Consider the following 22,131-nt stretch of genomic DNA (forward strand, 5'->3'; position numbering starts at 1 on the left):
CGATCTTCTGACGGGCGCGGACCAGGGCCAGTTCCGCGCCGGCGGCCGAGGCCCGGGAGGCACACCAGGCGGCATCACCCACGGGGCGACCCGGCGGCCTCCGCTCACAGTCGGAACAGCGGCCGGCAACGTCCTGAGCCGCACCCCGCCCCGGCGTTCCAGTGCGGTCGGCGATGATCGGGGCACATCGGCGCGATACACCGACATGCCGCTCCGCCCTGTCGCCTGGACGAGCAAGTCCGTTGTCCGGTCTGATACTTGGGCCTCCCGTGCGGTGGTCTGTGATCACGGAAGAGCTGCGACGGAAGGAACCGCGCGTATGTCGTCCGGGTTTGGCTTTCGCCCATGGGCTCTCGGCATCAGATTCGTGTTGGAACTGGTGGCCCTGGTCTGCTTCGGGGTCTGGGCATGGGCCACCCTGCCCGGTCCCCTCCGGTACGTCGGCGTGGTTGCCGTTCCCGTGTTCGTGGCCGTGCTGTGGGGCGCGTTGGCAACTCCGGACGATGCGTCACGGTCGGGGAGGACGGTGATCGCGACACCTGGTCCGCTGCGGTTCCTGCTGGAGCTGGCCGTGTTCTTCGGTGGTGCGGCGGCCTTGTACGCGGCGGGATCCCACGGCCTCGCCGTGGCGCTCGCCGGCGTGCTGATCGCGTACCACCTGCTGTCATGGGACCGGGTCCTGTGGCTGCTCAGGCACTGATGCCGTCCCGACCATCTCCATCGGCGGTGTTCCACGCGCTCTGCCGCTGATCCGCCTCTCCAGCGTCTACGGCGTGCCCGGAGTGGACACCGTCACAGGGGCACGGAGTCCAGCTGCGCCATGAGCTGCGTGCGGCCCGAGCGCTCCAGCCGGGCGGCGAAGTCCACGACGTCCGGGAAGGCGACCTGTACGGGAGCGAGGTCGACGGCGTAGTAGGTCTCGCTCGCCCAGGTCATCACCTTGGCGACCTCCGGCGCGTGTAGTTGGACCGGGTGAGTGCGGCCGCACTGGCCGGGGCGCTGACGGGAGCGGTGAGCGGCGCGCTCGACGCGCTCATGGACGAGGAGGGCGGCGCGGGCGACGGCGTCGCTCCGAGCGCCGTCCACCTGCGGGCACAGGTACGGGAAGCGACGCAGCTGGCGCTCCGATCCTGGCGAGAATCGGGGAGATGAGCGTTCCATTCGTTTGTACGGCGGCGTGTTGTGGCGTGATGCCGCCGTTCACCCGGGACGGTCGCCGGCTACGGATCCTGAGGCGGGTCGCGCAAGATGTCGGCGGTGATGTCGGTCAGTGACCTGCCCGTATGGAAGGCCTCGGCACGCATGCGGGCCAGGGCGTCCTCCGGAGTGAGTCCCTGCCGGGACGCCAAGGCTCCGACAGCGCGGGCGGTGTCGAACCAGTGGGCGCGAACGATCTCCTGCGGTTCCCAGGCGGGCGGGCGCCCTCCGTTCAGCAGCATGTCGCGAGTCGACATGAGAGCGGCCGACACGGCCTCGGCCACGCCCTCCGCCTGCTCCAGCTCGTACGCGCTCAAAGCGTGTGTCCGACGGGCCAACAGGTCGACGGACCCCAGGACGTAGTCGCCGAAGAACACGGGGAGCGCGTACACCGATGCGACCTGCGGCAGTTTCTCGCGTACGGACGCGCCGAACAGGGGCCAGGGTGTCACCTCGTGCCGCAGGTCGTGCACCGCGACGGTCTCACCGCGGTGGGCTGCGGTGAGACAGGGGCCCTCAAGCACCGTGAACTGGATCTCCTCCAGCACCAGCGCGTCGTCGTTCGAGGCGGCGAGCAGTTGCCGCGAGGGGGTGTCGGTGAGGAGGGAGAGGGTCGCGCCGTCCACACCGAGCCCCTCGCATACGACCGCGCACACCTGCCGGGGAATCTCCTCGGTGCGCGCGTCGGTGGCTGCTTCGGCGACCAGCAGCGCCGTCTGCGCGGCTTTCGAGGTCATCCGGCGCTCCGCCCACCCTGTGCGTCCGGCGCGGACGGCCCGCGGGTGGTCTCACTCGAGGTGTGCTGAAGAAAGGTCATGCGAGCGAAGTACCCGGACGGCGCACCTTCATGAAGCCGTGAACAGGATGATTGGGACCTTCTGGCGCGGTGACTCGGCGAAAGGGCAAGGAGCAGCTGAACGGAAGGGACGGATCATGCACGCTTCCGATGCGGCGGACGGCCGTCAGAGCCCGCTGGAAGAGCTCACCGGGGAAAAGGACGCTCATCCCGAGGAGGACGAGAGCCGTCCGGAGACCGGGCCCTCCACGGCGGCCGACGAGACATCCGAGACGCATGAGGACGACGAGAGCTGAAATTGGACGGGAGCGAGCGACGACCGGGCCGCGGACGCGCCGACGTGCTGAGGAAGAGCCGTTCGGGCCCGCTCCCGCCGGGCGTTCCCGTCGGTCGACACAGGCGCGAGGGTGTCGTCCACTCGCCCGGGCCGGAAGAACAGCCCTTGCGGTCGACGTCCCGGCGTGAAGGGCGTGTTGCGGGTCTGTACACCCTCCGCTTCGGTCCCTGGCCCCCGAGCGAAGCCGTGGTCGTCATGGTCCACGGCCTCGGCCTGTCAGGACGCTACTTCACCCCTCTCGCCCGGTCGCTGGCGGCTGCGGGGCGGACCGTGCTGGTGCCCGACCTACCGGGAAACGTACGCTCGCGGCGGGCCGTCCGGCGCTCCCCGGACGTCGAGGAGACGGTGGAAGAGTTGCTGCGCTGGCGGACCGCCGCGGCGATCGGGCCGTGTGTCCTCGTAGCCAACTCGGTCGGCTGCCAGGTGACCGCGGCGCTCGCAGCCGAGCACCCTCGACTGGTGGAGCGGATGGTGCTCATCGGCCCCGCACTCGACGCGACGGCGTTGTCACCGGTGCGGCAACTGCTGCGACTGCTGACCGACGCGCCGAGGGAACCACTGTCCCTCCTCGCTGTGGCCGCCGCGGACTACCTGGTCACCGGACCGGCGCGGTCGCTCGCGGGATTCCGTTGCGCACGCCAGGACGCGTCCGGCCCGTTCGAGGCGCGCCTGCGTCGCATCGAGGCGCCGACCCTTGTGCTGAGGGGATCCGGCGACCCGGTGGCCCCCCAGCTCTGGGCCGAGCGCGTGACCGCCGCCCTGCCGCATGGCCGCCTCGCCGTGGTGCCCGGCGCGGCCCACGCGGTGCACTTCAGCCGGCCCGACATCACCGCCCGACAGATTCTGGAGTTCGGGCCGGTGAACGAGAGCCGATGAATCCGGTTCCTTCGGTGATCCGCCGAAACCCGACGTCACGCATGCTCATGATGGCCGGGCCGCCGCATGCTTCGGAAACTGCGAGACGCATCGACTATTGAACGGTCTCAAGCAGTGTTGCGAGATCTGTCGGGATTTGCCGGCTCTCGTATTGAATGCGGTGATGCTCTGGAGGGCGCGCTTCATGGGCGCCGCCGTCATCAGCTTTCTGTCGAGGGCTGCGGGGTCCGTGACGAACGTGTGGTGCGGCTGCACTGCCCAGTGAGGTTGTGGAGCTGCCGAGAGGAAGTGCAACCCGGCACCGGCGACGAGGCTGGGCGAGGTCGTCCGCACGGGTCCGCCAACCAGGAGGCCTTCGTGTCTCACGCTGACGCTGTTCTGACGCCTCGTGCCCGTCTGTGCCCAGGAGCACGGCAGGCCGCTGATCCTGTGTCCGGACGCGAAAGTCTTTCGTAACCGAGGGATTTTCCCTCCTTGTCTCCGGTGTGAATTCCGTGTCAGTGTCCCGGTTCAGCAGACCGGACGTCTGCGGTGACGACGTCCGAAAGCTTTTCGTACCAGCCCCCATGCCTGGCGCTTGAATTCGGCATGCGGAGAGAAGAGAGGCACATGATGCGCGGAATTCCAGTGCACGGAGAGAGCGGTATGAGCGCTGCCGGAGTGCGACGCGGGGTCGGTGCGGCCATGGTCGTGACGGCGGCCATGGCTCTGGCCGCGTGCGGGACTTCGGGGCCCGCCGGAACGTCCGGGGGTTCGTCGTCCAAGGGGCTGACGATGTGGGCGCTGAACGACCAGACGATCCTCAAGCAGTCCGTCGACGCGTACAACAAGGACCACCCGGACACGAAGATCATCCTGCGGCTGTTCGCGAACGACGACTACAAGCAGAAGCTGCGGGTGGCCTTCGGTGCGAACCAGGCTCCGGACATCTTCTTCAGCTGGGGCGGTGGCGCGCTGGACGACTACGTCAGGGCGGGCAAGGTCGACACCCTCACCGATGCACAGGTCGACCTCCTGCGGTTCACCCCCAGTGTGCTGAAGAGCGCCACCTTCGGTGGAAAGGTCTACGGCGTCCCGGCCAACGGTCTCGCGCCCGTCGTCCTCTACTACAACAAGAAGGTCCTGAAGGACGCGGGCGTGACACCGCCGAAGACGTACGACGATCTGCTCGCCGCCGTGAGGAAGCTGAAGGGCGACGGCGTCACGCCCGTATCGCTCGCCGCGAACTCCAAGTGGCCGACGCTCATGTACATGGAGTACCTGCTCGACCGCGAGGGCGGCTCGCAGGTGTTCGACAAGATCGCCTCGGGTGGCCCCTCGGGCTGGAAGGACCCCGCGGTCACCCGGGCCGACCAGAAGCTCCAGGATCTGGCGAAGGCCGGCGCGTTCGGTTCCAACGCCTCCTCCGTCAGCTACGACCAGGGCGCCTCCACCGCCCTGCTCTACACCGGCAGGGCCGGCATGGAGCTCATGGGCACCTGGGAGTACGCGAACCTGGTCAAGGCCGCCCCCGACTTCGTGCAGAAGGACCTGGGGTACATGCCCTTCCCGGCCCTGTCCGGCGGCAAGGGCGACCCGCAGGCCATCGTCGGCAACCCCTCGAACTTCCTGTCGCTGAACTCGTCGAGCAAGAACAAGTCCGCGGCGCTCACCTACTTCAAGGACTACGTCCTGAACGACTCCCAGGTCGACGCCTACCTGTCGTCCGGCAGCGTGCCCCCGGTCAACAAGCTCGACGCCAAGCTGGCGGCGGTGAAGTCGGCCGACGACAAGAAGTGGCTGACCTTCGTCTACGGCCTGGTGCGGAACTCGCCCAATTTCCAGCTCTCCTGGGACCAGGCGCTGCCCTCCGACCAGGCCGACCCGCTGCTGACCAACGTGGACAAGTCGTTCCTGCGGCAGATTTCGCCCGAGGAGTTCGGTACGAACATGAGCAAGGCGGCGCAGTAATGGCCACGGTCGTCCGCACCCCGCGACCGGTCGCGTCCCAGAGGACGCGTCCGGCCACGGGCCGCTCCGGGCGCCGCCGCTACAGCGGTCTGCTGATGGCGGCGCCCGCTCTGCTTCTGTTCGGTCTGTTCGGCCTGGTCCCGCTGGTCGGCGTAGTGGTGCTGAGCCTCGCGCGCTGGGACGGTCTCGGCTCGGTCGGCTGGTCCGGAATGGCCAACTGGACGGGTGTGCTGACCGACGACGCAACCTGGCAGGCGCTGTGGCTCACCATCAAGGTGATGGTGGTCAGCTGGCTGGTCCAGACGCCCCTGGCGCTTGCGCTCGGTGTCTTCCAGGCGCCCCGGGGCCGACTGCGGGCGTTCTTCGCCCTGGTGTGGTTCCTGCCGCTGCTGCTGTCCGCCGTGGCGGTCGGGCTGACCTGGCAGGCCCTGCTCGACCCGTCCTTCGGCATCGGCGCCGCCCCCGGGCTGCACTGGCTGGCCAAGCCCCTGCTCGGCTCGCCCGACCTGGCCCTCTACACGGTGATCTTCGTGATCGCCTGGCAGTTCGTGCCGTTCCACGCGCTGCTCTACCAGGCCGGCGTGCGGCAGATCCCGGTGTCGCTCTACGAGGCCGCCGCCATCGACGGAGCCGGCCCCGTCACCCGTCTGCTGCGGATCACACTGCCCCAGCTGAAGTACACGCTGGTCACCTCGAGCACGCTCATGCTCGTGGGCTCGCTGACCTACTTCGACCTGATCTACGTCCTGTCCGGCGGCACCGGTGGTCCGGGCACCGCGACCCGGGTGCTGCCGCTGGCCATGTACATCACGGGCTTCCAGGCCCACGACATGGGCCGGGCCAGCGCGATGGCCACGCTTCTGGTGGTCTTCGGCCTCGCGCTGTCGCTGCTGACCACCCGCCTGTCCGGCTTCACCCGGATGGACAGCCAGCAGGAGGGCATGTGAGCACCGTCGTCGCGACCCTGCGCCGTACCGCCACGGGCGGCACCACCCTGCTGTGGACCGCGCTGGTCGTCGTGCCCCTGTACTGGGTGGTGGTGACCAGCCTCCGCGGCCAGGCGGACTTCACCACCGGCAACCCCCTGGCGCTGCCAGGCCGCCCGAGCCTGGACAACTACCGGACCGTCCTCGCCGGTGACTTCACGGGCTACCTGCTCAACAGCGTGATCGTCACCGCTGCCACGGTCGCGATCGTCATGGCCGTAGCCCTGATGGCCGCGTTCTCCATCGTCCGCCACACCAACCGCTGGTCCCGCCTCACCTTCCGCCTCTACCTGCTGGGCCTGGCGATCCCCCTCCAAGCGGTGATCATCCCGGTCTACCTGCTGATCATCCGGATGCGGATGTACGACAGCCTGCTCGCGATCGTGCTGCCCTCGGCGGCGTTCGCCCTGCCGGTCACCGTGATGATCCTGGTCAGCTTCCTCAGGGACGTGCCGCGTTCGCTGTTCGAGGCGATGGTCATGGACGGCGCCGGCGACTGGCGCATGCTGTTCTCGCTGGCCGCGCCGATGGCCCGGCCCGCGCTGGTGACGGTCGCCGTGTACGACGGACTTCAGGTCTGGAACGGCTTCCTGTTCCCGCTCATCCTCACCCAGAGCGGCGACAGGGCCGTACTGCCGCTCGCCCTGACGCTCTATCGCGGCGAGTTCGGCATCAACGTGCCCGCGACCATGGCCGCTGTGGTGCTCTCCACCCTTCCCATGCTGGTGGTGTTCGTCCTCGCCCGGCGGCAGTTGGTCGCCGGACTGACCGCCGGATTCTCCAAGTAACCGACGCCGAGCCCGAACAGGCCGGGGGGTCACGGCCCCGGCCGTCCTCGGCATGCCCGCGCAACGCCCCCACGAGGAGTCGTGCATGACGACCACCACACCGGACCACGCCGGTCTCTTCCCCGCGGACGACGACCGTCCCTGGTCCGACCCCGCCCGTCCGGTCGGCGAACGCGTCGAGGCGCTGCTCGCGCGGCTGACCCTGGAGGAGAAGATCGCCCAGCTCGGCAGTGCGTGGGAGGACGTCGAGCCGGCCGGACCCGAAGTCGCCCCCGGCACCAACCTGTTCGGTCGCGTCGGCGACCTCGACGAGACCGCCCGGCACGGCCTCGGCCAGCTCACCCGCCCCTACGGCACCGTCCCCCGCCCCGCCCTGGAACACGCCCGCCTGCTGGCCGAACGCCAGCGCCAGATCATGGCGCAGAGCCGCTTCGCCATCCCGGCGATGGCCCACGACGAGTGCCTGACCGGCTTCACCGCCTACGGCGCCACCATCTACCCCACCTCCCTCGCCATGGCGGCCACCTTCGACCCCGCCCTGATCCGCCGCGTCGGCGCGGCCATCGGCACCGACATGGCCGCGGCCGGCGTCCACCAGGGCCTCGCCCCGGTCGTCGACGTCATCCGCGACTACCGCTGGGGCCGCTGCGAGGAGACCTACGGTGAAGACCCCTACCTGGTCGGTGAGATGGGCGAGGCGTACGTCCTGGGCCTGCAGGGCGCAGGGGTGTACGCGACGTTGAAGCACTTCGCCGGGTATTCGGCCTCGATGGGTGGCCGCAACCATGCCCCGGTCGGCATCGGCCACCGTGAGCTCACCGACGTCGTCCTGCCGCCCTTCGAGCGGATCGTCGCCGCCGGAGTGGGCTCGGTCATGAACTCGTACGCCGAGATCGACGGCGAGGCCCCCGCCGCCAGCCGTCGGCTGCTGACCGGCGTGCTGCGCGAGCAGTGGGGCTTCGAGGGCACCGTCGTCTCCGACTACTGGTCGCTGCCGTTCCTGGTCGACGCGCACCGGGTGGCCGCCGACCTGCCGGACGCCGGGGCCCTGGCACTCCGTGCGGGCATGGACGTCGAACTGCCCGACCAGCGGGGCTTCGGTGCCGCACTGGCCGACGCCGTCCGGGCCGGAAAGGCGGGCGAAGCCGATGTCGACCAGGCGGTGCGCCGGGTCCTGCGGCAGAAGGCCGCCCTCGGCCTCCTCGACCCGGACTGGGACCCGCAACCGCCCGCCCTGCGCGAAGGGATCCTGGACCTGGACAAGCCGGAGAACCGCCGACTGGCCCACACCGTCGCCCAGGCCGGCGCCGTGCTGTTGCACAACGCCGGGGGCCTGCCGCTCCCCGCTGCCGGCCGGATCGCCCTGATCGGCCCGTGCGCCGACGACGTCCGCACGATGTTCGGCTGCTACAGCTTCCCCAACCACGTCCTCTCCGACCGCGACGACCTCGGAAACGGCGTCGGGGCCGAGTCGCTGCGCGGCGCGCTGCTCACCGAACTCCCGTTTGTCGACTGGGAGTTCGCGCAGGGGTGCCCGATACGGGACGAAGACCGGGACGGCATCGCGGTGGCGGTGGAGGCGAGTCGCACAGCCGACGTCACCGTCCTGGCCGTCGGTGACAAGCCCGGCATGTTCGGCATCGGAACCTCCGGCGAGGGCTGCGACGCCGAGGACCTGCGGCTGCCCGGCGTGCAGGAGGAACTGGTCGAGGCCGTGCTCGCGACGGGCAAGCCCGTCGTCCTCGTCGTCGTCAGTGGACGGCCGTACGCCGTGGGGCGTTTCGCGGCCGGTACGGCGGCCATGGTGCAGGTCTTCCTGCCGGGCGAGGAAGGCGGGCGAGCGGTCGCCGAACTCCTTTCGGGCCGTGCGAACTTCAGCGGCAAGCTGCCGGTGCAGATCCCCACCTCGCCCGCCGGGCAGCCGTACACCTATCTGCACCCGCCGCTGGGCGACCGGCAGAGCTGGCTGTCCAACCTGGACCCGACCCCCGCGTTCCCCTTCGGGCACGGCCTGTCCTACACCGGATTCGAGATCCACGATCTGCGGACCGACCGCCAACTGGTGCCGACAGACAGCGAGTTCACGGTCTCGGTGCGAGTGCGGAACACCGGTGCCCTGCCCGGCGCCGAGACCGTCCAGGTGTACTTCACCGACCCGCTCGCCCAGGTCACCCGGCCGGTCCAGACACTGCTGGCCTTCGCCAAGGTGCCGCTGGAGCCAGGGGAGGAGGCGACCGTCCGCTTCGACATTCACACGGACCGTCTGGCCTTCACCGGTCTTGACGGCCACCGCGTGGTCGAGCCCGGTGAGATCCGGCTCCGCGCCGGCTCCTCCAGCGAGGACACGCCCAACGAGACGAGCCTTCAGCTCGTCGGCGCGCAGCGGGACGCGAGCGTCATACGGCAGCACGGAGTGCCGGCGGTGGTCGAGCGGGGCTGATGAACCGCCCGCCCTTTCCCGCCCCTCAGAGGTGGGTGCGCGGCGCGGACGTGGAGGCCCTCAGGACCAGTTCCGTGGCCAGTTCGATGCGAGGGGAGGCCGGTGGGCGCCCCTCGGCGACGGACAGCAGCACCCGGGTGGCCTCGCGCCCCAGCTCCTCGAACGGCTGGCGCACCGCGCTCAGCGGCGGCGAGGCCATGGCCGCCACCGGAGTTTCGTACTCCGGCCGGGTTCGGGTGTTGACCGTTCTTTCGGGCGCGCGATTACTCAGGAGGGTGGGTTGGCCCACAGTGCGGTGACGTTGTCGGCCGGCGGCTCGGTGATCATCCGGTCTGTGGCGGTCGCCAAGCCGCCGATGGCCCGTGAGTTGTCCGCCGCGCAGGCGTCGTAGGGCGGCCAGCCGGGATCGCCGGTGGCGGCGAAGGCGGCCCACGCACCGAGGAGGGTGTCGCGTACGGCGAGACGGCCGGGGCTGTCGGCGCCGACAAGGGAGAGCTTGTCGAAGACGTGGAGCAGGTCGGCGCCGTGGAAGCAACCTGTGGCACATCGCCGTCGGCATCGAGAACCCGACGATCATCCGCGACGGCGGCCACTACTACCTCTTCGGCTCCAAGGGCAACTGCTGCAGCGGCGTCAACAGCACGTACTACACCGTGGTCGGCCGGTCCAGCAGGATCACCGGGCCGTACCTGGACTCAGAACGGCACCGACCTGGCCTCCGGCGGTGGGACCACCGTCCTGACCGGCGCCTACCCCAAGGTGGCAGCCGGCGGCGCCGACGCCTACGACGACGGCCCGTCCACGTTCCTCGCCTACCACTACTACGACGGCGACAACTCCGGGCAGGAGACCCTCGACATCCGGCGGGTGACCCTCGCGGGCGGCTGGCCGGTCATCGCCGGTCCGCTCGGGGCCTCGAACAACCATCTGCTGAACCGCAACAGCGCGAAGTGCGCGGACGTCTGGTTTCTGAGTACGGACGATGGGGCGGCGGTGAACTCCGGCAACTGCAATTCCGGGGCCAACCAGCAGTGGGTGCCCACCGCCGTGGGCTCCAGGTACGAAGATCTCCGGCGCCTCCAGCGCGGACGGTGCGGTGGCCGTCCAGTCGACGTGCACCGGGGCCCGGCACCAGCTGTGGACGAGGAAGGCGGTGATCGGCGGCTACGTCACCTTCGTCAACGTGCGCGGCGGCAAGTGCCTGGAGGTCGCCGGGGCGTCGGCCGACAACGGCGCGGCCCTGGACCGGACGAAGTGCACCACCGACGCGAACCAGCAGTGGATGGTCGTCTGAGGCGCAGGGTGACCGCCGACCGGCGGGGACTCCGGGCGGGCCGTGCACCTCGGTCCGCCGGGAGTCCCCGTCCTTGCTGATCCGCCCCATTGCGTGTGCCCCGGCCGCGGGCCTTTGCCCGAGGGCGCGGTCAGCTGACGGGAGATGAGGCGGGCAGGTCCTGGTCCGCTGCCCAGGACGCGAGGATGCGCAGCCGTTCGTGGGTGGGGGAGCCGGGCTCGGCCGTCCAGACGGTCAGATTCTGGTCCGGGTCCGTGTTGGCGGTGAGGGTGTCCCAGTCCAGGACGAGTTCGCCGACGACGGGATGGTTGAGGGTCTTGGTGCCCACGGTGCGGGCGGCGACGTGGTGATCGCCCCACCAGCGGGCGAACTGCTTGTCGCGCAGGGACAGTTCACCGACCAGCTCGATCAGGCGGGGATCCTCGGGATACTTCGCTGCCTCCATGCGCAGTTGGGCCACGGCGATGTGCGCGGAGCTCTCCCAGTCGGCGTACAGGGTGCGCATGGCGGGGTCGGTGAAGATGATCCGCGGGTAGTTGCGGTGCTTTTCCGCGAGGCGGGAGAAGTCGGTGACCAGGGCGGCTGCCAGCGCGTTCCAGGCCAGAATGTCCCCGCGCCGGCCCTGTACGACGGCCGGAGTGGCGGTGAGGTCGTCCAGGACCCGCTGCAACTGCGGCTGGACCTTCTGCCGTCCGCGGTGCCGGGTGCGGGTGGTGGTCTTGCCCGCGAGTTGGAAAAGGTAGCCCCGTTCGTCGTCGTCCAGGTGGAGCACCCGGGCGAGGACGTCCAGCACGGGCGCCGACGCCTGCATACGGCCCTGTTCCAGACGGGTGTAGTAGTCGGTGCTGATGCTGGCGAGCTGGGCGACCTCCTCGCGGCGCAGCCCCTCCACCCGGCGGGGCCCGTCCGTCTCGGGCAGTCCGACCATGCGCGGGCTCAGCTCGGAGCGGCGCTTCTTGAGGAATTCTCCCAGCTCATTGAGGGGAACGTTGGCGGTCATGTTTCCCAGGATGACATCGATCGCACCCGCGTAAGGGGGGAGAATTTCCTCCCAGGATGTTTCCTTCCCGGGATATTTCTCTCCGCTTTTCGCGCCCGCCCTCGCGTGTGAGGCTCGATCGTGAGCAGTCGTTCCTGCGACGGCTGCGGCTCACCGATCCCCGCACGGAAGGAAGACCCCATGCGCGGAGCAGTCATTCACGCCCCCGGCGATGTGCGCTTCGAGACCCTGGACGACCCGAAGATCCTCCATCCGACCGACGCCGTCATCCGCACCGTCGCCACCTGTGTGTGCGGCTCGGACCTGTGGCCCTATCGCGGCGCGGAACCGATCGGCGACCCGCACCCGATGGGGCACGAGTACGTCGGCATCGTCGAGGAGGTCGGCAGCGAGGTCGTCAACGTCGCGCCGGGCCAGTTCGTGGTCGGTTCCTTCGCCACCTCGGACAACACCTGCGTGAACTGCCGGAACGGCTGGCAGTCCTCCTGTCTGAACCGCGAGTTCATGAGCACCTGCCAGGCCGACCACGTGCGCATCCCCAACGCCCACGGCACCCTGGTCGCCACCGACGAGCACCCGGACGCCGAGCTCGTACCGAGCCTGCTCGCCGTCTCGGACGTGATGGGCACCGGCTGGTACGCGGCCCTCGCCGCCGAGGTGAAGCCCGGCTCGACCGCCGTCGTGGTCGGTGACGGAGCGGTCGGCCTGTGCGGTGTCATCGCCGCGAAGGAACTGGGTGCGGAGCGGATCATCGCCATGTCCCGGCACGCCTCGCGGCAGAAGCTCGCCCTCGAGTTCGGCGCCACAGACATCATGGGCGAACGCGGCGACGAAGGCATCTCCCGCGTCAAGGACCTCACCGGCGGCATCGGCGCCGACTCCGTGCTGGAGTGCGTCGGCACCGCCGAGTCCATGCGGCAGGCCCTGAACTCCACCCGCCCCGGCGGCAACGTCGGCTTCGTCGGCGTCCCGCACGAGGTCTCGGTCGACGGCCAGGAGCTGTTCTTCTCCCAGGTCGGTCTGCGCGGTGGTCCCGCCCCCGTGCGCCGCTACCTGCCCGACCTGATCGACCGCGTCCTGACCGGCCGGATCAACCCGGGCAAGGTCTTCGATCTCACCCTGCCCCTGGACCAGGTCGCCGAGGGCTACCAGGCCATGGACGAGCGCCGCGCCATCAAGGCCCTGCTCAAGCCCTGAGCGCAGACCCGTCCACACCCGGGGCCGCACCGACGCGGTGCGGCCACAGGACCGGCAACCCTCCACGCTCGTACAAGGATTGACATGACGACCTTCGCCCTCATCGGTGCCGGACCCGGTCTCGGGCTGGCCACCGCCCGGCGCTTCGGAGCCGCCGGACACACCGTCGCCCTCATCGCCCGCGACGCGAAAAAACTGGACGGTCTGACGGCCACTCTCGCCCGTGACGACGTCCAGGCGCGCGGCTACCCGGCCGACGTCCTCGACATCGAGTCCCTCACCGCGGCCCTGTACGCGGCCGCCGCCGACCTGGGCACCGTCGAGATCCTCCAATACAGCCCTGTGCCCCGCGCCGACTTCATGAAGCAGGTCCTCGACACCAGCGCCGACGATCTGGACGCCCCGCTCGCCTTCTCCGTCAAGGGCCCGGTCACCGCGGTGAACGCGGTCCTGCCCGGCATGCGCGAACTCGGCCGTGGCACCCTGCTGTTCGTCAACGGCTCCAGCGCCGTACGCCCCAACCCGAAGGTCGCCGGCACCTCGATCGCCTTCGCCGCCGAGAGCGCCTACGCCCGCATGCTGCACGACACGCTCGCCCCGGAGAACATCCACGCCGCCCAGCTGATCATCCCTGGAGCGATCCGGCCCGACGCCGAGCGCAGCAGCCCCGACGTGCTGGCCGAGCTCCTGTACGACCTCCACGCCAAGCGGGACGGCTTCCGTCGCTACGCCGAGCCCCTGCCCGACTGACGCCCGGACGACACCATGAACCCGGCCACCCTCCGTGCCCTCGCGCACGCCGCCATGGCCACCACTGTCCTGCTGGCCGCGGCGGCCTGCAGCGACACCGCGCCGGCCTCCCCGCACACGACATCCTCCGCGTCCTCCGCCCGGCAGCAGCAGACACCGACGGCCGAGGCACGCACCACACCGTCCGACAGGAACACCGCCATGGACATCCGGGTCACCCTCGACGGCCGCCCCGTCGGCGCCGCCCTGAACGACAGTCCGGCCGCCCGTGACTTCGCCGAGCTGCTCCCGCTCACCCTGGATCTGGAGGACTTCCACCAGACGGAGCGGATCGCCGACCTGCCGCGCAAGCTGACCACCTCGGGCGCTCCCGAGCCGCGCGCGCCGAAAGCCGGCGACCTGACCTACTACGCGCCTTGGGGCAACCTGGCACTCTTCTACCGCGACGGCGACTCGGCCAACGCCGACCTGCTCGTCCTCGGCCACATCGACACCGACGCCGACCGGATTGCCGGGGCCGACCGGATCACCATCGAAGCCGCGTCCTGACCCGCCCCGCCGTGCGTCCTCGCACGAAGGGGGGAGGAGATCCTCCCCTTTTCGTCTAGTTCGCTGCATGGGACCGTCGAAGACGTGGCCGCGCCGTCCACTGTCCGACGCGACGGCTTCAGCCGCCACCACGATCCCCGATTTCCACGCAAGGAGAGACCCCACGTATGCCTTCCGCGTCCGGGACCACCCCCGGCAAGCTCCCCTTCGTCGTCTGGGTGCTCGCCGCTGGCACGTTCCTGATGGGGACCACCGAGTTCGTCGTCGCCGGCCTGCTGCCGGAGCTGGCCGATGACCTCGGAGTCAGCGTCTCCCACGCAGGCCTGCTGATCACCGCCTTCGCCCTCGGCATGATCGTCGGTGCGCCGACCATGGCCATGGCGACCCTGCGCCTTCCCCAGCGTCAGACGCTGATCCTGGCCCTGTCCGTGTTCTGCCTGGGACATCTGGTCGCCGCCCTCAGCACGTCCTTCATGATCGTCCTCGCCGCCCGCGTAGTCACGGCCCTGGCCACCGGAGCGTTCTGGTCCGTCGGTTTCGTCGTCGCCACCACCGCCGCGGGACCGCAGAACGCCACCCGCGCCACGGGCGTCATGATCGGCGGCCTGACCCTGGCCAACGTCGTCGGCGTGCCGATCGGCTCCTTCGCCGGCCAGTTCACCGGCTGGCGCGGCCCGTTCTGGGCGCTGGCCGTCCTCTCCGGGCTCGCCGCCGTGTTCATCGGCCGCTCCATCCCGGCCCAGGAGCGGCGCGTCGAAGTGTCCCTGCGGGCCGAGGTCCGGGCTCTGCGCCAGGGCCGGCTGTGGCTGGCGCTGGGCGCCGCGATGCTCATCATGGGCGGGGTCCTGGCGACGTACACCTATGTCACGCCGCTGCTGACCAACCGCGCGGGCATCCCCGAAGGCGCCGTACCGCTCGTCCTGATCGCGTTCGGCGTCGGCGCCCTGGGCGGCACCACCACGGGCGGCCGTCTGGGCGACCGACGTCCGATGTCCACGACCATCACGGCCGCCGCGGCCACCGCTCTGGTCCTGTTCCTGATGATCCCGCTGTCCGGCAACCCGGTCACGGCCACCCTCCTCGTCTTCCTCATGGGCCTGACCGGTTTCACGGTCAACCCGGTCGTCACCGCGCTGGCCATGCGCTTCGCCGGCGACGCGCCCACCCTGACCTCGGCGCTGACGACGTCTGCCTTCAACACCGGTATCGCCGCCGGTTCGCTGATCGCCGGTACCGCCCTGGACTCCTCCCTCGGCCTGACCGGCCCGCCCCTGGTCGGCACCGTGATCGCCGCCCTGACGCTGCTGCCCCTCATCGCCCTGGCCGTCCACGGCTCGTCCGGCAAGGGCCGGATCGTGGCCCGGAGTAGCGCGCCCACGCAGACGCGACGCGACGAGGCCGCGCAGGTGCCGTCGCAGCACTGACTCGTGCCTGGATCCGCGTACACCCTGAAGGGACAACACCAGTGAATCCCACGTACGACTTCACCGGCCAGGTAGCTTTCGTCACCGGGGCCGGCGCCGGTATGGGCCTGGCGACCGCCCGCGCGTTCGCCGAGTCCGGAGCCGCCGTCGCGCTCACCGACATCGACGAAGCGGCCCTGAACGCGGCCGCGAAGGAACTCACCGACGCCGGCCACCAGGTCCTCGCCCTCACCTGTGACGTCAGCGACGAGGACCAGGTCGCCGCCGCCGTCGACCGCACCGTGGAGACCTTCGGCCGCCTCGACATGGCCTACAACAACGCCGGCATCCAGATCCCGCCCAGCGACGCCGCCGATGAACCCGCCGAACGCTTCGACCGCGTCAACGCCATCAACCTCCGCGGTGTCTGGGCGTGCATGAAGCACGAGCTGCGGCACATGCGCGCCCAGGGCAGCGGCGCCATCGTCAACTGCTCCTCCCTGGGAGGCCTGGTCGGCCTCCCGGGACGGGCCTCCTACCACGCGTCCAAGCACGGCGTGATCGGCCTGACGAGCAGCGCGGCACTCGAATACGCCCCGCGCGGAATCCGCGTCAACGCAGTCTGCCCGGGCACCATCGACACCCCCATGGTCAGCGACATGATCGCCAAGGGGGAACTCGACCGTGCCGAGGCCGAGGCCAACCAGCCCATCAACCGGCTCGGCACCGCCGAGGAGATCGCCCAGGCGGTCCTGTGGCTGTGCAGCCCCGGAGCGGGTTTCGTCGTAGGTGTCGCCCTCCCCGTGGACGGCGGCTATGTCGCCCGCTGAAGTCAGCCGGCACGAAAGGAAGTTGAGGGAAACCATGGAATTCATCAAGCCGCAGCCCAGCAGCAAGGCCCCGGCGGACTGGTTCACCGGCGACGTGTGGTGGGACGTCATCGTGGCCGGCCAGGAGCCGTCCCGGATGCGCGCCAACCTGGTCCGCTTCTCGCCGGGCGCCCGCACCAACTGGCATTCCCACGCCGTGGGCCAGGCCCTGCACGTGGTTTCCGGCATCGCGCTGATCGGCACCCGGGACGGCACCGTGTTCGAGGCGCACCCCGGTGAGACGGTCGCGTGTCCGCCGAACGAGGAACACTGGCACGGCGCCGCCCCCGACCGCTTCATGGAGCACATCGCCCTGTGGGAGGGCACGGGCGACGACACCCCTGAGACCGCGTGGGCCGAGCCGGTCACCGACCAGCAGTACAACGGCCCCCGCACCCGCGACCAGTAGCCCCGGCCCCTCCCACGCCCTCCCCCTCTGCCTCGCAGCGCGCGCAAATGCCCCCGATGACGTCGGTCAGTCCTTTCTGACGGAGCCTCAAGGGGGGAGGAAAGTCTCCCCGTCACAGGGCCGCGGCCATGAGGACCATCAGCGCGGCCAGCACCTTGTAGAGGGTGGAGCTGCGCATTCGCACCGCCCAGGTCGCGCCGGCCCAGGCGCCCAGCAGGCTTCCGGCAAGAATGAAACACCTTCTGCTGGAGCGGGCCGCCGGGAGACGGCGCCCAGCGATGGTCTCCTCCCCTGGTGGGAGTTCGGGTTTCGACCGTGGGCGGATGACTGGGAGATCACCACATCGGAAGCTTCGGGCATGACTTCTTCACGAACATTCGTTGGAGACCCGGCAGCCATCAGCGTCGAAGGGCTGACCAAGCGTTATGGCCGTAGAACGGCAGTCGACGACTTGTCGTTCACGGTCGGGTCCGGAAGGGTGACGGGGTTCTTCGGCCCGAATGGGGCAGGGAAGACCACCGCGCTCAAAGCGGTCGTCGGACTGGCACGGCCGACTGCGGGCCAGGCGTTCGTACGGGGCACGCCGGTCACGAGGATCAGGCCCGACGCCCGCCTGCTCGGCGTGCACATCGAGCCGTGCGGGGCCCATCCCGGCCGGACCGGTCGGGCGCACCTGCGGTCGCTGGCCGCGCTGGCCGGGCTGCCCCGCCGCCGGGTCGGTGAGGTCCTGGAACTCGTCGGCCTGGAGGAGGCGGCCCGGGGCAGGGTCGGGAAGTATTCGATGGGCATGCGGCAGCGGCTCGGGCTCGCCGCGGCGCTGCTGGGCGATCCGGAGATCCTGGTGCTGGACGAGCCGGTGAACGGCCTGGACCCGCAGGGCATCCGCTGGTTGCGCACACTGCTGCGGGATCGGGCCGCGAACGGCGGCACGGTCCTGCTGTCCAGCCACATGCTGGGCGAGGCGGCCCAGACCGTCGACGACGTGATCATGATCGACCGGGGCCGGCTGGTCTACGAAGGCGCGATAGGGGACCTCGAACGGTCCGGGAAGAGCGTCGTCGTCGTGCGCACCGCCGAGGCCGAGCGCCTGTCGGGGCTGGTGGCCCGGGCCGGTGGCCGCACAAAGCGCGAGGACGCAGGCGGGCTGCTGGTCGAAGGGCTCGACGCCGCGGAGGTGGCACGGCTGGCCCACCGCGAGGGCGTCCTGCTGGAGGAGATCGTCCAGCGGACTGCGTCGCTGGAGGATGCGTTCTTCGGCCTCACGGGAGGGGCGGACCGTTGAGCCATCTGCTGCGAGGCGAACTGATCAAGACCGTGACCACCCGGACCGTGCTGGGCTTCGCGGTGGGCGGGGTCGCGTTCGCGGTCCTCAACGTTCTGGCGGTCGCGGTGTGGTCGGGCACGCTGGACGAGGTGCCCGAGAAGGAGGAGGCCCTGTCGGCGCTGCCGATCCTGCTTCTGCTCTGGGGGCTGGTCGGTACGGCCGGGGAGTACCGGCACCGGACGGCCGCACCGGCGGCTCTGGTGGGCCGCCGTCACCGCGGGGTCGTGCTGTCGGCGAGAATCACCGCTTACGCACTGACCGGGCTCCTGCTCGGTACGCTGACGACCATGGTGTCGGTCGGGCTAGCGCTGCCCCTGCTGAGCGATCAGCCGGGTCCCGATCTCACCTCGGGAGACGTCGGTGCCGTCGTGGCGGGCAACCTCGTGGCGTTCGTCCTGTCCGCGATCATGGGTGCCGCCCTCGGCGCCCTGATCCGTAGCCCGGTCCTGGGCGTGGTCGTCCTCCTGATCGTGAACTTCGCCGTGGTCCCGCTGCTGTCCGACGTCTGGGAATCGGGGGTCAACCTCACGCCGTTCGGCGCTGCCGGGATTCTGAGCCGGATGACGCACCACACGACCCTGTCGGTGGCCGAGGCCGGATGGGTACTGGCCGCATGGACGGTCGCGGTCACGCTTGTCGCGGTCATCGCCGAGCGACGGCGCGATCTGGCGTGAACCGGCTCCCTCGGTGGGCCCGGGCGGCGTACGACCTGCTGGTCGCGCGCCGCTCGGCGCTGTTCGACCTCGCGCTGGCGGTGATCACGATCGGAGTGGAGCTGGGGCTGCTCTTCGACGACGACACCCCGGTCGGCGTGATCCCGGTCGTGGTGACGGTGTTTGCCGGCTCCGTCCTGCTCCTCCGCCGCCGCGCTCCGCTGGCGGTGCTCATCGCCGCCTGCGCGGGGGCCGCGGTGCTCGTGCCGCTGGGCTACTCGCCGGGCGGGGCGCCCGCCGTGGTCGCCCTTGCCTCGCTCGCCGACCTGCGTGACCGAAGGGTGTCGGTGGCGGCGCTCGTCCCGACGGCGCTGTTCCTGCTGCTGGCGAGCATCTCCTCGCTGCCAATCCCGATCGGCGCGTGGGCCCTCGGCTCGTATCTGCAGACCCGGCGGCGCTACACCTGGGCGCTGGAGGACCGCGCGGCCACCCTGGAACGCGAGCGCGAGCAGCTCGACCAGATCGCGGCACAGCGGGAACGCACCTCCATCGCCCGCGAACTCCACGACATCGTCGCCCATTCGGTCACCGTCATGCTGATCGGTGTGCGCGGCGCCCGGGACGTCCTGCCGACCGAGCCCCAGGTCGCGGCTGAGACACTGGAACGGGTCGAGGCCAACGCGGAGCAGAGCCTGGCCGAGCTCCGTCGGATCCTCGGCCTGCTGCGTACGTCGGACGACAGCGCACAGTGGCGACCGCAGCCGTCGCTCGACCAGCTCGCCGAGCTGGTTTCCGGATACCGGACAGCCGGAATGCCCGTGCGGTTGGAGCTCACCGGCGAGGCCCGGCCTCTGGCCGGCGGCCTCGAGCTATCGGCCTACCGAATCGTCGAGGAGGCGCTGACCAACGTGCTCAAACACACCGACCCCACCCAGGTCACGGTGACGCTCCACTACGGCCGGACGCAGTTGGACGTCACGGTCGAAGACGACGGCGGCAGCCGTGACCCGGTCCCGTCGGCCGCCGGTCACGGCATCCTCGGGATGCGGGAGCGTGCGGCGGTGGCAGGCGGCAGCCTGGACGCCCGCCATACCGCCAGCGGATTCCTGGTGACCGCCCGGCTCCCCGTCAGGGATGCGGCATGACCACCCGCCTTCTGATCGTCGACGACCAGGAGCTGATCCGCACCGGCTTCCGGCTGTTCCTGCAGACCCAGAACGACCTCGAGGTCGTCGGCGAAGCCGCCGACGGCCACGAGGCACTCACCCAGGCCGCCGCTCTGCGCCCTGACGTGGTCCTGATGGACATCCGCATGCCGCGCATGGACGGTGTCGAGGCCACCTCCCGGCTGACCGCCTCCGGATCTTCGCCCCGGGTGCTGATCCTCACGACCTACGACCTGGACGAATACGTCTTCGGCGCACTACGGGCGGGCGCGTCGGGTTTCCTGCTCAAGGACGCCTCCCGCGACCGCCTGCTGGAGGCGATCCGCGTCGTCCACGCCGGTGAGGCCCTGCTGTCGCCGTCGATCACCCGCAGGCTGATCGAGGACTACGCCACCCGTACCGAACCGCTCCGGCCCTCCACCAGGCTGCTGGCCGATCTCACTCCCCGGGAACGGGAGACCCTCCTCCTGGTGGCCAGGGGCCTGTCGAACCCGGAGATCGCCGCGCACCTGGTCGTGACCGAGGCGACGGTGAAGAGCCACATCGGCAGCATGTTCGCCAAGCTCCATCTGCGTGACCGCGCCCAAGCTGTGGTATTCGCCTACGAAAACGGCTTCGTCCTCCCAGGCAGCTCAGGCTGAGCCCGCAACTGTTCCGGCAGACGCCTGAGCGTCCGATGCTGGAGACGGCCAGGGTGTGGATGCAGTCGCGGATCTCCATGGAACCCATGACCTCCCGCATCTTCGCCTCTCCGCGGGCCGGGCGCCGGACGGCGGTGGTGACGGCGAACTCGCGCGAGTTCACCTTCGGGGGAAGGCGCCGGGCGCCCGCTCCCGATTCGTCGGGACCTCTCAATCACTCACCCCCGTGGGCAGCGGGCCTCGGAGGGGGCGCCGCGTTGCGAAGGCTGTGTTCGGCTTGGCCGGATTCGTCGACAGTGCCGGTGTAGCGCAGGGCTGCGCCGACGGACAGGCCGAACAGGTCGCAGATGCGGCGAGGGTCGCCGCCGGTGGCTTCGGCCTCGTGCAGGAGGCGGTCCTCGCGGAGCCGGCTGGTGGGCATGCCGAGCACGTCGTTGATCCAGACGGTGCTGACCGCTTCGACGCCGCAGCCGGTTGTCTGGGAGACGAACAGGTGGAGGTTGGCGGTGCGGGGCCAGCGGCGGTTTCGGTAGTCGAGGTAGGCCGCCAGGCGGGCGCGTACGGGGTCGGCGAGCAGAACCGTCCGGGGCCGAGGTCGGCACCGACCGCAGTTGGGTGTGCCCCACCCTGGCCTCCGACCGGCTGCCGGCCAGGCATGTCCCGGTCTTCAGCTACGAGTTCGCCGACCGCCACCCACCCGCACCGGACCTCCACCCCGACTTCCCGCTGGGCGCCTACCACAGCGCGGAGCTGCCCTACCTGTTCGGCATGGGCGGCCTCCGCCTCGACGACGGGCAGTCCGCCCTGTTCCGACGCATGATCGCCGCCTGGACGACGTTCGCCAGAACTGGCACGCCCGGCGACCACTGGCCGCCCTTCCCGTACACCCAGCGGTTGGCTCGGAACACGCTCTCCGGCGTCGACGCGGCGGCCGAACACCGCTGCGCCTTCTGGTCGCGCAACTCCTGGCGCCCGTGCTCCGCACACCCGGGCCGTGCGAAACGAACCTCTCCGGAGGATCCCCATGAGCGACATCGGCACACCCCTGGCCGAGGCCGACTACGTCTGCGCCACCGCCCAGGAGTTGAGCGAGAAGCGAGCAGCGGCGAAGATCGCCGCCGGCATCGACCGAAGGACTCTCTTCCAGCGCCGCGGCCGGATCATCCTGCACTCCGACCTGCTCGTCCTCACCGGCTGGTCCGACAACGGCGATCTCATCCTCGCCCGCACTGACATCACCGCGGCGGAAACCCGCTTCACCCACCTCTACGGCCGCTTCCTCGGCGGTCTGCTGAACGCCGGCCAACCACTCATCCTCAACACCACCAACGCGTCGGGCAACGAGGTGTACCTGCTCATCAACCACCGCGGCTCCCTGGAGACCACGGACGACGGGGCCTGGAAGAAGCGCATCGAGCGGTGGCGCAGCGACTGAAGCGTCGGGAAACGAAGGCGAGCTCAAGCGGTCAGCGCATCACCACTGTTCAGGAGGTCAGCGTAGACCTC

General features: G+C 70.2%; 24 protein-coding genes and 2 pseudogenes. 21 read left to right on the forward strand and 5 right to left on the reverse strand.

Annotated features, from left to right (window positions below):
* The first annotated feature begins 367 nt into the window (after positions 1-367).
* Positions 368-700 (forward strand): DUF2568 domain-containing protein, encoded by a 333-nt coding sequence (locus ACFVYN_RS01735; RefSeq protein WP_389990915.1) that lies wholly within the window; start codon positions 368-370, stop codon positions 698-700.
* A 92-nt stretch (positions 701-792) separates the two neighbouring features.
* Here the strand turns inward: ACFVYN_RS01735 and ACFVYN_RS01740 are convergent, their stop codons facing one another.
* Positions 793-1,086: a hypothetical protein gene (locus ACFVYN_RS01740; RefSeq protein WP_389990917.1), complete on the reverse strand. Its 294-nt coding sequence runs from the start codon at positions 1,084-1,086 to the stop codon at positions 793-795.
* A 134-nt stretch (positions 1,087-1,220) separates the two neighbouring features.
* A complete protein-coding gene (locus ACFVYN_RS01745) occupies positions 1,221-1,934 on the reverse strand; it encodes a GAF and ANTAR domain-containing protein (RefSeq protein ID WP_389990920.1) in 714 nt (237 codons plus the stop codon).
* Positions 1,935-2,130: 196 nt separating this feature from the next.
* Here ACFVYN_RS01745 and ACFVYN_RS01750 point away from each other — a divergent pair, with 196 nt between their 5' ends.
* The 6 genes from ACFVYN_RS01750 to ACFVYN_RS01775 all read left to right on the forward strand — a co-directional run bounded on the left by ACFVYN_RS01750 (position 2,131) and on the right by ACFVYN_RS01775 (position 9,370).
* Complete coding sequence (locus ACFVYN_RS01750) at positions 2,131-2,289, forward strand: hypothetical protein (protein ID WP_389990923.1); 159 nt, start codon at positions 2,131-2,133, stop codon at positions 2,287-2,289.
* Positions 2,290-2,516: 227 nt separating this feature from the next.
* Complete coding sequence (locus ACFVYN_RS01755) at positions 2,517-3,206, forward strand: alpha/beta fold hydrolase (protein ID WP_389990925.1); 690 nt, start codon at positions 2,517-2,519, stop codon at positions 3,204-3,206.
* Between the two features lie 645 nt (positions 3,207-3,851).
* Entirely contained in the window at positions 3,852-5,156 is a 1,305-nt protein-coding gene (locus ACFVYN_RS01760) for an extracellular solute-binding protein (RefSeq protein ID WP_389990928.1), read from the forward strand.
* A gap of 95 nt (positions 5,157-5,251) precedes the next feature.
* The gene (locus tag ACFVYN_RS01765) at positions 5,252-6,103 is read left to right on the forward strand and encodes a carbohydrate ABC transporter permease (protein ID WP_389991017.1); all 852 of its coding nucleotides are present in this window, start codon (positions 5,252-5,254) and stop codon (positions 6,101-6,103) included.
* The gene (locus ACFVYN_RS01770) at positions 6,100-6,930 is read left to right on the forward strand and encodes a carbohydrate ABC transporter permease (protein WP_389990930.1); all 831 of its coding nucleotides are present in this window, start codon (positions 6,100-6,102) and stop codon (positions 6,928-6,930) included. Before ACFVYN_RS01765 ends, ACFVYN_RS01770 begins: the two co-directional genes overlap by 4 nt.
* An 85-nt stretch (positions 6,931-7,015) precedes the next feature.
* Positions 7,016-9,370, forward strand: coding sequence for a glycoside hydrolase family 3 N-terminal domain-containing protein (locus ACFVYN_RS01775; RefSeq protein WP_389990933.1), 2,355 nt, complete (start codon positions 7,016-7,018; stop codon positions 9,368-9,370).
* Between the two features lie 25 nt (positions 9,371-9,395).
* Here the strand turns inward: ACFVYN_RS01775 and ACFVYN_RS01780 are convergent, their stop codons facing one another.
* Positions 9,396-9,569 carry a substrate-binding domain-containing protein gene (locus ACFVYN_RS01780; RefSeq protein ID WP_389991019.1) on the reverse strand — a complete coding sequence of 58 codons (174 nt, stop codon included), beginning with the start codon at positions 9,567-9,569 and terminating at the stop codon, positions 9,396-9,398.
* 668 nt (positions 9,570-10,237) lie between these two features.
* Between ACFVYN_RS01780 and ACFVYN_RS01785 the strand changes: the two are divergent.
* Together ACFVYN_RS01785 and ACFVYN_RS01790 are read left to right on the forward strand one after the other, a co-directional pair.
* Positions 10,238-10,372: pseudogene (locus ACFVYN_RS01785) on the forward strand (hypothetical protein); the annotation flags it as partial.
* A gap of 94 nt (positions 10,373-10,466) precedes the next feature.
* A complete protein-coding gene (locus tag ACFVYN_RS01790; protein ID WP_389990936.1) occupies positions 10,467-10,664 on the forward strand; it encodes an RICIN domain-containing protein in 198 nt (65 codons plus the stop codon).
* Positions 10,665-10,794: 130 nt separating this feature from the next.
* Here ACFVYN_RS01790 and ACFVYN_RS01795 read toward each other — a convergent pair whose 3' ends face one another.
* On the reverse strand, positions 10,795-11,664 hold the full coding sequence (locus tag ACFVYN_RS01795; protein WP_389990938.1) for a helix-turn-helix domain-containing protein: 870 nt from the start codon (positions 11,662-11,664) through the stop codon (positions 10,795-10,797).
* 180 nt (positions 11,665-11,844) lie between these two features.
* Between ACFVYN_RS01795 and ACFVYN_RS01800 the strand changes: the two genes are divergently transcribed.
* The 10 genes from ACFVYN_RS01800 (at position 11,845) to ACFVYN_RS01845 (ending at position 20,625) form a co-directional block, all read left to right on the forward strand.
* Positions 11,845-12,861: a zinc-dependent alcohol dehydrogenase family protein gene (locus tag ACFVYN_RS01800; protein WP_389990941.1), complete on the forward strand. Its 1,017-nt coding sequence runs from the start codon at positions 11,845-11,847 to the stop codon at positions 12,859-12,861.
* Positions 12,862-12,945: 84 nt separating this feature from the next.
* Positions 12,946-13,611 carry an SDR family NAD(P)-dependent oxidoreductase gene (locus ACFVYN_RS01805; RefSeq protein WP_389990944.1) on the forward strand — a complete coding sequence of 222 codons (666 nt, stop codon included), beginning with the start codon at positions 12,946-12,948 and terminating at the stop codon, positions 13,609-13,611.
* A 15-nt stretch (positions 13,612-13,626) separates the two neighbouring features.
* Positions 13,627-14,160, forward strand: a complete 534-nt coding sequence (locus tag ACFVYN_RS01810) for a cyclophilin-like fold protein (protein WP_389990947.1) — start codon at positions 13,627-13,629, stop codon at positions 14,158-14,160.
* Positions 14,161-14,327: 167 nt separating this feature from the next.
* Positions 14,328-15,584, forward strand: coding sequence for an MFS transporter (locus ACFVYN_RS01815; RefSeq protein WP_389990950.1), 1,257 nt, complete (start codon positions 14,328-14,330; stop codon positions 15,582-15,584).
* A 41-nt stretch (positions 15,585-15,625) separates the two neighbouring features.
* The gene (locus tag ACFVYN_RS01820; RefSeq protein ID WP_389990953.1) at positions 15,626-16,393 is read left to right on the forward strand and encodes an SDR family NAD(P)-dependent oxidoreductase; all 768 of its coding nucleotides are present in this window, start codon (positions 15,626-15,628) and stop codon (positions 16,391-16,393) included.
* Between the two features lie 34 nt (positions 16,394-16,427).
* Positions 16,428-16,841 (forward strand): cupin domain-containing protein, encoded by a 414-nt coding sequence (locus ACFVYN_RS01825; RefSeq protein ID WP_389990954.1) that lies wholly within the window; start codon positions 16,428-16,430, stop codon positions 16,839-16,841.
* A 358-nt stretch (positions 16,842-17,199) separates the two neighbouring features.
* Entirely contained in the window at positions 17,200-18,123 is a 924-nt protein-coding gene (locus tag ACFVYN_RS01830; protein WP_389990957.1) for an ATP-binding cassette domain-containing protein, read from the forward strand.
* On the forward strand, positions 18,120-18,839 hold the full coding sequence (locus ACFVYN_RS01835) for an ABC transporter permease (protein ID WP_389990960.1): 720 nt from the start codon (positions 18,120-18,122) through the stop codon (positions 18,837-18,839). Before ACFVYN_RS01830 ends, ACFVYN_RS01835 begins: the two co-directional genes overlap by 4 nt.
* A complete protein-coding gene (locus tag ACFVYN_RS01840) occupies positions 18,836-19,963 on the forward strand; it encodes a sensor histidine kinase (protein WP_389990963.1) in 1,128 nt (375 codons plus the stop codon). The genes ACFVYN_RS01835 and ACFVYN_RS01840 overlap by 4 nt, the downstream gene beginning before the upstream one ends.
* The gene (locus ACFVYN_RS01845) at positions 19,960-20,625 is read left to right on the forward strand and encodes a response regulator (protein WP_389990966.1); all 666 of its coding nucleotides are present in this window, start codon (positions 19,960-19,962) and stop codon (positions 20,623-20,625) included. The genes ACFVYN_RS01840 and ACFVYN_RS01845 overlap by 4 nt, the downstream gene beginning before the upstream one ends.
* Before the next feature lie 214 nt (positions 20,626-20,839).
* Here the strand turns inward: ACFVYN_RS01845 and ACFVYN_RS01850 are convergent, their stop codons facing one another.
* A complete protein-coding gene (locus tag ACFVYN_RS01850) occupies positions 20,840-21,046 on the reverse strand; it encodes a hypothetical protein (protein ID WP_389990969.1) in 207 nt (68 codons plus the stop codon).
* Between the two features lie 53 nt (positions 21,047-21,099).
* Between ACFVYN_RS01850 and ACFVYN_RS01855 the strand changes: the two are divergent.
* A pseudogene (locus tag ACFVYN_RS01855) lies at positions 21,100-21,567 on the forward strand (carboxylesterase family protein); the annotation flags it as partial.
* Between the two features lie 82 nt (positions 21,568-21,649).
* Entirely contained in the window at positions 21,650-22,060 is a 411-nt protein-coding gene (locus tag ACFVYN_RS01860; RefSeq protein WP_389991024.1) for a hypothetical protein, read from the forward strand.
* The last annotated feature ends 71 nt before the right edge of the window (positions 22,061-22,131 follow it).

This window comes from Streptomyces sp. NPDC058307 (assembly GCF_042880295.1).
Classification (GTDB): Bacteria; Actinomycetota; Actinomycetes; order Streptomycetales; family Streptomycetaceae; genus Streptomyces.

Bases quoted from the DNA above. Each gene is read 5' to 3' on its own strand.
- ACFVYN_RS01860 (WP_389991024.1), top strand. From the start codon at position 21,650: ATGAGCGACATCGGCACACCCCTGGCCGAGGCCGACTACGTCTGCGCC.
- ACFVYN_RS01800 (WP_389990941.1), top strand. From the start codon at position 11,845: ATGCGCGGAGCAGTCATTCACGCCCCCGGCGATGTGCGCTTCGAGACC.
- ACFVYN_RS01750 (WP_389990923.1), top strand. From the start codon at position 2,131: ATGCACGCTTCCGATGCGGCGGACGGCCGTCAGAGCCCGCTGGAAGAG.
- ACFVYN_RS01745 (WP_389990920.1), bottom strand. From the start codon at position 1,934: ATGACCTCGAAAGCCGCGCAGACGGCGCTGCTGGTCGCCGAAGCAGCC.
- ACFVYN_RS01845 (WP_389990966.1), top strand. From the start codon at position 19,960: ATGACCACCCGCCTTCTGATCGTCGACGACCAGGAGCTGATCCGCACC.
- ACFVYN_RS01830 (WP_389990957.1), top strand. From the start codon at position 17,200: ATGACTTCTTCACGAACATTCGTTGGAGACCCGGCAGCCATCAGCGTC.
- ACFVYN_RS01825 (WP_389990954.1), top strand. From the start codon at position 16,428: ATGGAATTCATCAAGCCGCAGCCCAGCAGCAAGGCCCCGGCGGACTGG.
- ACFVYN_RS01805 (WP_389990944.1), top strand. From the start codon at position 12,946: ATGACGACCTTCGCCCTCATCGGTGCCGGACCCGGTCTCGGGCTGGCC.
- ACFVYN_RS01810 (WP_389990947.1), top strand. From the start codon at position 13,627: ATGAACCCGGCCACCCTCCGTGCCCTCGCGCACGCCGCCATGGCCACC.
- ACFVYN_RS01775 (WP_389990933.1), top strand. From the start codon at position 7,016: ATGACGACCACCACACCGGACCACGCCGGTCTCTTCCCCGCGGACGAC.
- ACFVYN_RS01815 (WP_389990950.1), top strand. From the start codon at position 14,328: ATGCCTTCCGCGTCCGGGACCACCCCCGGCAAGCTCCCCTTCGTCGTC.
- ACFVYN_RS01765 (WP_389991017.1), top strand. From the start codon at position 5,252: ATGGCGGCGCCCGCTCTGCTTCTGTTCGGTCTGTTCGGCCTGGTCCCG.
- ACFVYN_RS01780 (WP_389991019.1), bottom strand. From the start codon at position 9,569: ATGGCCTCGCCGCCGCTGAGCGCGGTGCGCCAGCCGTTCGAGGAGCTG.
- ACFVYN_RS01850 (WP_389990969.1), bottom strand. From the start codon at position 21,046: ATGCCCACCAGCCGGCTCCGCGAGGACCGCCTCCTGCACGAGGCCGAA.
- ACFVYN_RS01795 (WP_389990938.1), bottom strand. From the start codon at position 11,664: ATGACCGCCAACGTTCCCCTCAATGAGCTGGGAGAATTCCTCAAGAAG.
- ACFVYN_RS01760 (WP_389990928.1), top strand. From the start codon at position 3,852: ATGAGCGCTGCCGGAGTGCGACGCGGGGTCGGTGCGGCCATGGTCGTG.